Origin of the sequence: Paenibacillus albicereus (assembly GCF_012676905.1) — a bacterium.
In the GTDB taxonomy this organism is placed as follows: Bacteria; Bacillota; Bacilli; order Paenibacillales; family Paenibacillaceae; genus Paenibacillus_O; species Paenibacillus_O albicereus.
Genome location: NZ_CP051428.1, coordinates 3,443,084 through 3,454,665, shown reverse-complemented (window position 1 = coordinate 3,454,665; position 11,582 = coordinate 3,443,084). Strand labels below are relative to the sequence as shown.

General features: G+C 65.4%; 13 protein-coding genes. 12 read left to right on the top strand and 1 reads right to left on the bottom strand.

Features of this window, described 5'->3' with window-relative positions:
- The first annotated feature begins 192 nt into the window (after positions 1-192).
- The 11 genes from HGI30_RS15465 (at position 193) to nfsA (ending at position 9,662) form a co-directional block, all read left to right on the top strand.
- The gene (locus tag HGI30_RS15465; RefSeq protein WP_168908378.1) at positions 193-660 is read left to right on the top strand and encodes a copper amine oxidase N-terminal domain-containing protein; all 468 of its coding nucleotides are present in this window, start codon (positions 193-195) and stop codon (positions 658-660) included.
- A gap of 191 nt (positions 661-851) precedes the next feature.
- Entirely contained in the window at positions 852-1,553 is a 702-nt protein-coding gene (locus HGI30_RS15460) for a response regulator transcription factor (protein ID WP_168908377.1), read from the top strand.
- Positions 1,543-2,646 (top strand): sensor histidine kinase, encoded by a 1,104-nt coding sequence (locus HGI30_RS15455; RefSeq protein ID WP_235680149.1) that lies wholly within the window; start codon positions 1,543-1,545, stop codon positions 2,644-2,646. The genes HGI30_RS15460 and HGI30_RS15455 overlap by 11 nt, the downstream gene beginning before the upstream one ends.
- 400 nt (positions 2,647-3,046) lie before the next feature.
- Positions 3,047-3,352 carry an urease subunit gamma gene (locus HGI30_RS15450; RefSeq protein ID WP_168908376.1) on the top strand — a complete coding sequence of 102 codons (306 nt, stop codon included), beginning with the start codon at positions 3,047-3,049 and terminating at the stop codon, positions 3,350-3,352.
- Between the two features lie 36 nt (positions 3,353-3,388).
- Complete coding sequence (locus tag HGI30_RS15445) at positions 3,389-3,766, top strand: urease subunit beta (RefSeq protein ID WP_168908375.1); 378 nt, start codon at positions 3,389-3,391, stop codon at positions 3,764-3,766.
- The gene (gene ureC, locus HGI30_RS15440) at positions 3,763-5,478 is read left to right on the top strand and encodes an urease subunit alpha (protein ID WP_168908374.1); all 1,716 of its coding nucleotides are present in this window, start codon (positions 3,763-3,765) and stop codon (positions 5,476-5,478) included. Before HGI30_RS15445 ends, ureC begins: the two co-directional genes overlap by 4 nt.
- An 83-nt stretch (positions 5,479-5,561) precedes the next feature.
- Positions 5,562-6,329 (top strand): urease accessory protein UreF, encoded by a 768-nt coding sequence (locus tag HGI30_RS15435; RefSeq protein WP_235680148.1) that lies wholly within the window; start codon positions 5,562-5,564, stop codon positions 6,327-6,329.
- A gap of 38 nt (positions 6,330-6,367) precedes the next feature.
- Positions 6,368-7,120, top strand: a complete 753-nt coding sequence (ureG, locus tag HGI30_RS15430) for an urease accessory protein UreG (protein WP_168908373.1) — start codon at positions 6,368-6,370, stop codon at positions 7,118-7,120.
- A complete protein-coding gene (locus HGI30_RS15425) occupies positions 7,117-7,998 on the top strand; it encodes an urease accessory protein UreD (protein ID WP_168908372.1) in 882 nt (293 codons plus the stop codon). Before ureG ends, HGI30_RS15425 begins: the two co-directional genes overlap by 4 nt.
- Before the next feature lie 177 nt (positions 7,999-8,175).
- Entirely contained in the window at positions 8,176-8,619 is a 444-nt protein-coding gene (locus HGI30_RS15420) for a MarR family winged helix-turn-helix transcriptional regulator (RefSeq protein ID WP_168908371.1), read from the top strand.
- A gap of 269 nt (positions 8,620-8,888) precedes the next feature.
- On the top strand, positions 8,889-9,662 hold the full coding sequence (nfsA, locus tag HGI30_RS15415) for an oxygen-insensitive NADPH nitroreductase (protein ID WP_235680147.1): 774 nt from the start codon (positions 8,889-8,891) through the stop codon (positions 9,660-9,662).
- A 199-nt stretch (positions 9,663-9,861) separates the two neighbouring features.
- Here nfsA and HGI30_RS15410 read toward each other — a convergent pair whose 3' ends face one another.
- On the bottom strand, positions 9,862-10,371 hold the full coding sequence (locus HGI30_RS15410) for a hypothetical protein (RefSeq protein ID WP_168908370.1): 510 nt from the start codon (positions 10,369-10,371) through the stop codon (positions 9,862-9,864).
- Between the two features lie 178 nt (positions 10,372-10,549).
- On the opposite strand from HGI30_RS15410, the gene HGI30_RS15405 reads away from it, so the two are divergent.
- Positions 10,550-11,506, top strand: a complete 957-nt coding sequence (locus tag HGI30_RS15405) for a 3'-5' exoribonuclease YhaM family protein (RefSeq protein WP_168908369.1) — start codon at positions 10,550-10,552, stop codon at positions 11,504-11,506.
- The last annotated feature ends 76 nt before the right edge of the window (positions 11,507-11,582 follow it).

The following is an 11,582-nucleotide window of genomic DNA, read 5'->3' as shown; positions in this document are numbered from 1 at the left end:
TTGTCCCTCCCAGGATTAACATCATTCCAATTAGTGTACCATATGTCCCCTGAATTGACTACCGATTGCCGCATTCCTGCATTAAAGCAAAATGACGGCTATCGGCATCGCAACTTCCTGTTATCGACTGCGTTTAAGTGTTTCGGAAAGCGGTTTAATGAGAATCAAATCCGCTGCGAGGAGGCATGATTCATGAGTATTAAGAGTACATATCGAAGCAAGAAAGCGGCAGGGCTGCTGCTGGCCGGCATCCTGATCGCCGGCGCCGGAGCGGCCGCTCCGTCCGCGGAGGCCGCCAAGGACGCGCCTAAAGTGCTGGTCAACGGCTTGAGGCAGACGCTTGACCACGATCCGATCGTCAAGGACGGGCGCACACTCGTGCCGCTGCGCGGCATCTTCGAGGCGATGGGCGCGACGGTCGACTGGGACCAGTACGAGCAGACGATCCAGGCGACGCGCGGCAAGAACGAAATCTTCCTCCAGGTCAACAAGACCAAGGCCAAGGTCAACGACATGGAGATCGAGCTGTCGGTGCCGGCGCAGAACATGAGCGGCACGACGATGGTGCCGCTGCGCTTCATCGCCGAGGCACTGGGCGCATACTGCGTCTATTATCCGGACCAGAACCTCATCACGATCACCGACCGCGTGGAAAGCTGAGCTTCCGTTTTCAGCAGGCCGCGGTAAAGAAGAGCCGTCCCGAAAGGTCGAACTTGCAGACCGGAGGGACGGCTCTTTTTGCCTTTTCCTAAAGAAAGCCTGAAGAATCCTTAAATGGCTCTTGCGATCGGGCGCGCGCGCTTCCAAGGCCGGCGGCCGTGCGGTATAGTGGCAGTAAGGAGTGGGTGTGCGTGAAAAAGCTGCTGATCGTCGACGACGACCGCGAGATCGCGGAGCTGATCCAGATCTATCTGGCCAACGAGGGCTATGCGACGGTGCTCGCCCATGACGGGGACGAGGCGCTCGCCTTGGCCTCCGCGGAGCCGTTCCATCTGATCGTGCTCGACATCATGATGCCGAAGACGGACGGCCTCGAGGTCTGCCGCCAGCTGCGGCGGGAGGGCTCCGCCCAGGTGCCGATCCTCATGCTGAGCGCCAAGGCGGCGGATATGGACAAGATCATGGGGCTGATGACGGGGGCGGACGACTACATGGTCAAGCCGTTCAATCCGCTGGAGCTCGTCGCCCGCGTCAAGTCGCTGCTGCGGCGGGCCTACCAGTTCCCGAAGTCCGCCGGCGGCGAGGGCGATGGAGCGGTCGAGCTCGGGCCGTTCGTCATCGACAAGTCGACCCATACGGTCACCTGCCGCCAGGACGGCCGCCAGCTCCATCTGACAAGCACGGAGTTCGGCATCCTCCATCTGCTCGCCTCCCATCCGGGCAAGGTGTTCAGCGCGGAGGACATTTTCCAGCAAGTATGGAAGGAAAAATTCTACGAATCGAACAATACCGTCATGGTGCATATCAGCAAGCTGCGGGACAAGCTGGAGCAGGAGACGGGAGACAAGTTCATCGTGACGGTGTGGGGGGTCGGCTACAAAATTGAAGGATGACAACGTCGTCAAGGACATGACGTTCCGCCTGCTGCTCCATCTGGCGCTGAGCGCCGCGCTGTCGGTCATCACGTCGGTGCTGCTCGTCGTCGTCGCGGAACGGCTGGCGAGCGAGCTGCCCGGACTGCGGTGGCTCGCGCATCTGCTGATCGACCAGCTCGGGGACTTCACGCTCGTCATCCTCGCGCTCGGGCTGTTCCTGCTGTTCCTGCTGCTGCTGCAGCAGCGGCAGTTCCGCTACTTCCGCGACGTCAGCCGCAGCGTCCGCTACATCGCTGACGGCAACTTCGACTACCAAGTGCCCGTGCGCCAGAAAAACGAGCTCGGCGACCTGGCCGCCTACATCAACTATCTCGTCCACAAGCTGCAGCTGTCGCTCGACGACGAGCGGCGGGCCGAGCAGACCAAGAGCGAGCTCATCACGAATGTCTCGCATGACCTGCGGACGCCGCTCACGTCGATCATCGGCTACCTCGGCCTGATCGAGCAGGACCGCTGCCGCGACGAGGTGGAGGTGCGCCAGTACGTGAACATCGCCTATGAGAAGTCCAAGCGGCTCAACGTCCTCATCAATGACCTGTTCGACTATACGAAGATGCGGTACGAGACGTCGCCGCAGCGCATCCATACGTTCAATCTGACCGAGCTGCTGCGCCAGCTGCTCATCCAGTACCGGGTGCCGCTGGAGGAGGCCGGCCTCGCCGGCGCGCTGCACGCTCCATCCGGCAAGCTGCCCGTCACGGGCGATCCGGACAAGCTCGTGCGCGTATTCGAGAATCTGCTCGCCAACGCGATCCATTACGGCAAGGACGGCGGCAAGGTCGACCTCCATGCGTCGGCCGAAGGCGAAGAGGCGGTCGTGGAAGTGGTCAACTACGGGGAGATGATCTCGTCGGTCGACCTGCCCCATCTGTTCGACCGGTTCTACCGCGTAGACAAGGCGCGCGGCCTCGGCAGCGGCGGCTCCGGCCTCGGCCTGGCGATCGCCAAAAGCATCGTGGAGCAGCACGGGGGCGGCATCTCGGCCGCGAGCGATCCGTACCTGACCTCGTTCCAGGTCCGGCTGCCGCTGGCCCAGGAAAGCGATCTTTAGACTTTCTTAAGGTTTTTTTAGGATTGCTTTACGGCATGAACGATCCTTCCTGCGGTACAATGGTCCTATCGAAAAGAATCGAAGCGGAGGGACGTCCATGAGATACCTGTGGATGATGGTCATGGCATGCGCAGTGATGCTGATGGCCGTCTTGCTGATCGGCAGCCAGGAGGGAGAGTCCGCCGGGCTCGTCGATCTGCTGCTGCGCATCTGGTAGCGCCTGCTGCCGTCAAGGAACTTTGGCTGACATGCCGACTCGCTCGCCCCGTTGTCCATATGGACGACGGGGCTTTTTTTCGCGCTTTCCGGTTTCCTTATGTTAGATTATCTAACATAACTCATTTACTTTCCGTCCGAGGCGCGGCTATAATGGAGCTATTCCGGAGAAGAGGTGAAGGGCATGCAGTTGACCGAGCGCGAGAAAGAAAAGCTGCTCATCACGGTGGCGGCCGACGTGGCTCGCCGCAGGCTGAACCGAGGCGTCAAGCTCAACTATCCCGAGAGCGTGGCGCTCATCACGTCCGAGATCATGGAGGGCGCGCGCGACGGCCAGACTGTCGCCCGCCTGATGGAGTACGGGACGCAGATCCTGACCCGTAGCCAGGTCATGGAGGGCGTGCCGGAGATGATCCACGAGGTGCAGGTAGAGGCGACCTTCCCCGACGGCACGAAGCTCGTGACGGTGCATCATCCGATCGGCGGATAGAGAGAAGCGGCCGGACGGCCGAGGAGGAGGACCGCGATGATACCGGGGGAATACCGCACGGCTCAGGGGAGCATCGTGCTCAACGAAGGACGCCGCACGGCGGAGCTGATCGTCGTCAATCAAGGAGACCGGCCGGTGCAGGTCGGCTCGCACTACCATTTCTTCGAGGTGAACCGCGGCCTGCGGTTCGACCGGGAGTCGGCCTTCGGCATGCGGCTGGACATCCCGGCGGGCACGGCGGTCCGCTTCGAGCCTGGCGAGGAGAAGCCGGTCCAGCTCGTCGAGCTCGGGGGCAGCCGGCTCGGCTACGGGCTCAGCGGGCTGACCAGCGGGCCGGCCCAGGCCGGCGCGATGCCGGACGACGTGCGGCGCAGGCTGGAGCAGTGGGAGCAGCGGGAGGGCGGACGGTCATGAGGGAGATAGATCGCGGCAGCTACGCCGGCATGTTCGGCCCGACGATGGGCGACGCGGTACGGCTGGCGGACACCGAGCTGTGGGCCGTCATCGAGCACGACCATACGGTGTACGGGGACGAGTGCAAGTTCGGCGGAGGCAAGGTCATCCGCGACGGCATGGGCCAGTCGAGCTCCGCGCTGCGCAGCGAGGGCGTGCTCGACACGCTCATCACGAACGCCGTCGTCATCGACCACTGGGGCATCGTCAAAGGCGACATCGGCATCCGCGACGGCCGCATCGTCGCCGTCGGCAAGGCCGGCAATCCTGACATCATGGACGGCGTCACGCCGGGCATGATCGTCGGCGCGAGCACGGAGGTGATCGCGGCCGAGGGCAAGATCGTCACGGCGGGCGGCATCGACGCGCATATCCACTATATCTGTCCGCAGCAGATCGAGACCGCGCTCTCGTCGGGCGTGACGACGATGATCGGCGGCGGCACCGGTCCGGCGACCGGAACGAACGCCACCACCTGCACGCCGGGCGCCTGGCATATGGCCCGGATGCTGGAGGCGGCGGAGGCGTTTCCGATGAACCTCGGCTTCACCGGCAAGGGCAACGCCAGCTTCCAGGAGCCGCTGATCGAGCAGATCGAGGCGGGAGCGATCGGCCTCAAGCTGCACGAGGACTGGGGCACGACGCCGGCGGCGATCGACGCCTGCCTGCAGGCGGCCGACCGCTACGACGTGCAGGTCGCCATCCATACCGATACGCTCAACGAATCGGGCTTCCTGGAGGATACGCTGGCCGCGATCGGCGGCCGCACGATCCATACGTACCATACCGAGGGCGCCGGAGGCGGCCATGCGCCGGACATCATCCGCGCGGCGGGCGAGCTCAACGTGCTGCCGAGCTCGACGAATCCGACGCGTCCGTTTACGGTGAACACGATCGAGGAGCATCTGGACATGCTCATGGTGTGCCATCACCTGGACTCGCGGATACCGGAGGACGTCGCCTTCGCCGACTCGCGCATCCGGCCGGAGACGATCGCCGCGGAGGACATCCTGCACGACATGGGCGTATTCAGCATGCTGAGCTCCGACTCCCAGGCGATGGGCCGCGTCGGCGAGGTCATCCTGCGCACGTGGCAGACCGCCGACAAGATGAAGCGGCAGCGGGGCCCGCTCGCGCCGGATACGGACGCCGGAGACAACTTCCGCATCAAGCGCTATATCGCCAAGTACACGATCAATCCGGCGATCACGCACGGCGTCTCGCATCTCGTCGGCTCGATCGAGCCGGGCAAGCTTGCCGACCTCGCGGTCTGGAGCCCGATGTTCTTCGGCGTCAAGCCGGAGCTCGTCCTCAAGGGCGGCATGATCGCCTACGCCCAGATGGGCGATCCGAACGCTTCGATCCCGACGCCGCAGCCGGTGTTCGGCCGTCCGATGTTCGGCGCGTTCGGCAAGGCGATGCAGCGCACGAGCATCACCTTCGTCTCCCAAGCGGCTTATGACGGAGGCATCGCCGAGCGGCTCGGGCTGCAGAAATGGGTCGAGCCGGTCAAGGGCTGCCGCTCCGTCACGAAGAAGGACATGATTCACAACGACGCCACGCCGGACATCGTCGTCGATCCGGAGACGTACCGCGTGACGGTCGACGGCGAGCCGGCCGTCTGCGAGCCGGCCGAGACCGTGCCGATGGCGCAGCGGTATTTCCTGTTTTGACAGGGGCGATTCGGCCGGAAGCCGGGGCGCCGCTCTCCCGGCCGACGACGGGTGCTTTCGCTGCGTGGACGTCGCCGTCTATCGTGCCGGCACAGCCGAAGGACGGCGCGCCGTTCGCGCAGCCACTGGCGGGCGCTCCGGCTGCGGCGGCCTCGCCGTCCGCACCGCTCGTGCCGTGGCTCGTGCTGCAGCAGCTGCTCGACTCGGCGCTGCCGATCGGCGGCTTCTCGCACTCGTTCGGCCTCGAGACGCTCGTCCAGGAGGGCGACATCGCCCGCCCCGACGAGCTGGAGGCGTACTTGCGGGCGATGCTGCGGCAGAGCTGGACGACGACGGACGCGCTCGTCGTCCGCGCCGTGTACCGCGACGCGCCGATCGAGGAGTGGGACCGGCTGTGGGCCGCCGAGCGGCTCGTCCATGCCGGCCGCATGAGCGCCGAGACCCGCTCCGGGATGGAGAAGATGGGCCGCCGCCTGCTCGCGCTCGCTCGCAGCAGCTATCCCGGCCTTGATTTCGCCCGGCTCGAGGCGGCCTATCGGAGCGGCGAGTGCCTGCTCACCCACCCGCTCGTGTTCGGCTGGATCTGCCGGCAAGCCGGCATCGGCGAGGAGCAGGCGCTCCAGGGCTGGCTGTACGGCTGCCTGAGCCATGCCGTGAACAGCGCGCTGCGCCTGATGGCGATCGGCCAGACGGAGGCCCAGCGGCTGCTGGCGCTGCTGTCGGGCGAGACGGTCCAGGCCGCGCGCGCGGCGCTGGCGATGGAGCCGGAGGACGCCTGGAGCGACATGCCGGGCTCGGAGCTCGGCATGATCCGCCACGAGACGCTTTATTCCCGGCTGTTCATGTCCTGATTCGATCCTTATTCCATCATTCTTAGGAGGAGTTCCCCATGTGCCAAGGCCAAGGACATACCCATATCGAGTGGAACGCGAATCCGATCCCGCAGGGGCGTCCGGTGCGCATCGGCATCGGCGGCCCGGTCGGCTCGGGCAAGACGAAGCTGGTCGAGACGCTCTCCCGCGAGCTGAAGGACCGCTGGAATCTCGCCGTCATCACCAACGACATCTATACGAAGGAGGATGCGCGCATCCTCGCCGCGACCGGCGTGCTGCCGGAGGAGCGCATCATCGGGGTGGAGACGGGCGGCTGCCCGCATACGGCCATCCGCGAGGACGCCTCGATGAACTTCGAGGCGATCGAGGAGCTGGAGGAGCGCTTCTCGCCGCTCGACCTGATCTTCATCGAGAGCGGCGGCGACAATTTGGCGGCGGCGTTCAGCCCGGAGCTGGTGGACCGCTTCATCTATATCATCGACGTGGCCCAGGGGGAGAAGATCCCGCGCAAGGGCGGCCCGGGCATCATGCGCTCCGACCTGCTCGTCATCAACAAGATCGACCTCGCCCCGCATGTCGGCGCCAGCCTCGCGGTCATGGAGGAGGACTCGCGGCGCATGCGCGGCGACCGTCCGTTCGTCTTCACCAACCTGTTCGGCGGGAACGGGGTGCCGCAGATGGTCGATTGGATCGAGCATGAGCTCGCCCATGCCAAAGGGCTGACGCATGGCCACGGAGCGGCTGCTGCCGAGCTGAGCCCGAGCCTGACGCCGCTCAAGATGGCTGGCCCAGGCGGCGCGCTCGCTTGAGCCGGCCGGCGGCTGCCGGCGATCCGGCGGCTCCTGCGGCGGCGGAGCGCGCAGCATCCGTCCTGCAAGCGCGCTTCGAGCAGCAAGGCGGGCTGACCCGGCTCGCTTCGCGCTATCATACGTCGCCGATCAAGATCGCCAAGGCGTTCCCGCTCGGCTTCGGCTCGGGCGTGCTCGTCATGGACGTCTCTCCGGGCATGCTGGATGGAGACCGCTACGAGCTCGACTGGAGCCTCGGCGCCGGCGCGTCGGCGCAAATCTCCAACCAGAGCTTCCTCAAGGCGCATCGATGCCCGGAAGGCGGCGGGGCCTCGCTGCGCCAGCGCTTCGCGCTCGAGGAGGGAGCCGTATGCGAGCATCTGCCGGAGCCGGTCATGCTGTACGAGGACGCCTCGCTGCTCGCGGATACCGAGGTGCGGCTCGCGCCGGGCGCCAGCTGGATGCAGGCGGAGGTGCTCTGCCCGGGCCGCACGCTGCGCGGAGAAGTGTTCCGCTACCGCAGGCTCGACAACCGGCTGACGGTATACGAGGACGGCGAGCTGATTTTCCGCCAGCGTCAGCTGATCGAGCCGGGCATGCAGCTGCTCGCCGCTCCGGGCAGCTGGCATCGCTTCACGCATTGGGGCACGTTCTGCCTGTTCGGGCGCGGCGCGGATGCCGATCTGGAGCGGCGGCTGCGGGATACGCTGGGCCGGCTGCCGCAGCTGCCCGGCCGGGAGGTGCGTATCGGCGTCTCGCGCACCTGGCGCAGCGGCCTCGTCGTGCAGGCGGCGGGCCATGCGGCGTGGACGGTGCAGCGCGTACTGGGCGAAGCCCGGCTCGAGGCGCGGAGAGGGCTGTGGACCGCAGCGCCGCCTCCTTTCATCAAGCCTATGTAAATTAATATGAAACCTGATCCCGTCGTCCGGCGTAGGAAGCCTTTAAGGATGCTTCCGTCATGCGCGGAGCTGCCCGAGGATCGGGTTTTTTGTCTTTTTTTGCTTTACCTACAAGAAGTTGACCCTATAAGGTTATCCTACATCACGAACGCAAGAGAAGAAGCAGGAGGCGAAAGCATGGTACAGGATGGGGCAACGGAAGAGCTGACCAAGCAGCTGGATGACCGGTTCCGGCTGGTGCGCAAGCTGATTACATCCGAATGGAACCGGGACAACGAGCACGGGCTCGGCCTTACGCATGCCCGCATATTGACCTTGCTGGCCACGGAAGGGCCGCAAAAGGCATCGGTGCTCGCGGACAAGCTGCTCATCACGTCGGGCGCGGTGACGGGTCTGGCGGATCGGCTCGTCGAGCTGGGCTACATCGCGCGGGAGCGGGGAGAGTCGGATCGGCGCGTCGTGCTGCTGAGCATCGACACGGCCGGCCTCAAGCTGCTCAAGCAGATCGATGAGACCCGGCATGCGCTCATGCTGAAGCTGTACCGCGGCATGGAGCAACAAGAGATGGAGACGATGCTCAAGCTGTTCGACCGCATGATCGCCAACCTGCAGGAAGAGTAAGCGCTGGCGATGCGGGCCGAAGGGGCGCCAGCTCGCAGGGCGGGATCGCCTGCTTTGGCAACGCTTGCGCCGGCGAGGCGCCGAGGGAAGTTCAGAATGCGTCCAGGCCTGCAAGCGGGCCTGGGCTTTTTTTTGGTGAGGGACAGAATTTGCCGAGCGGGAAGCGTGCCGGCTCCTGCGATTGACAAGGCTCGTCCGAATGCCTATTCTAGGCTCGGATGCAGAAATTGCTGCGGTAACGAAAGCAAGCACGTACGGGAGGGGTCAAGATGGACATGAGCAAGCAGGAGCAAGCAAGCGCGATCCGCATGGAGCAGACGCTGTCGCTGCTGGAGGGGCACCGCTCGATCCGCCGGTATGCGGATGAGCCGGTGACGGCGGAGCAGCTCGACCGGATTCTCGGCAGCGCGCAGATGGCCTCTTCGTCCAGCCATATGCAGGCCTACAGCGTCATCGGCATCACCGACCCGCAGCTGCGGGAGCGGCTGGCCGAGCTGGCCGGAGGCCAGCGGCATGTGCGCGAGGCGCCGGTCTTCCTCGTCTGGTGCGCCGACCTGAGCCGCTTCGCCGAGGCGGCGGGCATGCATGGCGCAGAGCTGCAGACATCGACGGAGTATTTCCTCGTCGCGACGGTCGATGCGGCGCTGGCGGCGCAGAACGCGGCGATCGCCGCCGAGGCGCAGGGGCTCGGCATCGTCTATATCGGGGGCATCCGCAACGACATGCGCGCCGTCTCGGAGCTGCTGGAGCTGCCGCCGCTCGTCTACCCGGTGTTCGGAATGTGCATCGGCGTGCCGGCCGAGGAGCCCGACCGCCGTCCGCGGCTGCCGCGCACGGCGGTCTACGCCGAAAACCGCTATCCGGCGGGCAGCCGCCGGGAGGGGCTGGAAGCGTACGACCGCGAGTACCGCGAGTACATCCGCGGACGCTCCGGGGGAGGCCGCGATACGACGTGGACGCAGGAAATGAGCGGGCGGACGGCTTATCCGCCGCGCACGTTCACCGGGCTGCTCCGCGAGCAAGGGTTCCGGCTGGAAGACTGACGAGGCCGACGGGACGGACGGGACGGACGGGGCATGAGCGGCGGCCGGAGCCGGCGAAGCGAGGGGACAGGGCAAAACCTTCCCATGTCTGTTCCGCATCGATGCCGAAGTCACTGCGCAAAAAGGGACGAAGCCTCAGCTTCGTCCCTTTTTGCGTGCCAGGGCGCCGTTCACGATGCAACGCGCGGCGGCATGCCTGCTAGCGGTTCTCCTCCTGAGGAGCCGAGCCGACGCCGTTCAGCAGGTCGGTGCCGTGGAATTCGTCCGGCGGCGCGACCGGGTCGACCGGCGTGCCGTCCGTCAGGTCGAGCTCGGCATCGGCGCTCGGCTTGGACGTCGTCCGGTCGAGACCGAGGTCCGCTTCCGCTAGCCCCGCGCCGGGGACCGGCGATTCTCCTACCGGCGTCTCGACGGCATAGTCGCCGCCATCGCGCTGGCGGGCATAGTCGCCCGGGTCCGGGCCTTCCGCATACGCGATATCGTCCGCGAGGCGCTCGTTCGCCTCCGAGGACGCGACCGTATAGCGGTCGACCTGCACGCCGCCGTAGGTGCCTTCTCCGGACGGATACGTGCGGAGAAGCTCCTCCTCGGCGCTTGGAACCCGGCTTCCCTCCGGCTGATCCTCGAACAGGCCGTGCCGCGGGTCGATGTCCTTTTCAGTCGCGAGTCCTTTATCGTGGTCGTTGTGGTCGTGGTCGTTGCGGTTCATGAAGATTCCTCCTCCGTCGAATCGAGCTTCGCTCTGATACGTTGTCCTTACCCTCCTGCAAGGGTTTCCAATCGCAAGCGAGGGCATACGCGCGCAGGGAAGCCAGGCCGATTATCCGTCCGCTGCCAAATCGAGTATAATAGGTTCATTATGGCTTTACCGGAAGGAGCTTTCACGCATGACCCTGATCAGCACGCTGACCGACAAGCAAGAGGTGACCGGCTTCTTTCTCGTCAAGGAGCTTGACGTCAAGCAGACGAACGCGACTCCGCCCAAGGACTACTGGGACCTCGTGCTTGCCGATTCAAGCGGCCAGATTACGGCCAAATACTGGGACCTGAAGCCCGGCGAAAAGGAGACGCTGCAATCGCTGCAGGTCGCCAAGGTGCACGGCGTCGCGCAGCTGTACCGCGAACGGCTTCAGCTGAAGATCATCCGCATCCGGCCGGCGGGCCCGGAGGACGGCGTGCAGCTGACCGACTATATCCGAGCCGCGCCGGTCGAGGCCAAGGAGCTCGTCGCGCAGATCCGCGCCAAGGTCGACAGCATCGGCGATCCGGACATCCGGAACATCGCGGCCTACTGCGTCGTCAAGGCCGGCGACCGGCTGGAGCACTATCCTGCCGCCAAGAGCCATCATCATGCCTATTACGCGGGACTGGCCTACCATACGGTGCGCATGCTGGAGATCGGCGAATTCCTGTGCGCGCAGCGGCCGTTCCTGAACCGCGACGCGCTGATCGCGGGCATCGTCCTGCATGACCTGGCCAAGCCCGAGGAGATGAACGCGCAGCTCGGCATCGTGTCCGAGTACAGCGACCGCGGCCGGCTGATCGGCCATCTGGCGCTCATTTCCGGCTGGATCGTGGAGGCGGCGCTCAAGCTGGGCGTGCCGGCCGATTCGCCGAAGGTGACCGTGCTGCAGCATCTCGTGCTGTCGCACCACAATCTGGGCGAATGGGGCAGCCCCGTGCAGCCTCAGCTCGCCGAGGCGGTGGCGCTCCATTACATCGACTCGCTCGACGCCAAGCTGCAGATGGTGGAGGATGCGCTCGGCTCCATCCCGGAGCAGGAAGCATGGACTCCGCTGATCCGAGGCTTGGAAAACAAGGCGGTCTACCGGACGCGGTTCTAAAGCGGGGCGTCGCGGCTCGGACGAGCTGCCGCCCGCCTGCTAGGATCGCCGGACGAGCCGCCGGCGTCCCATTTTA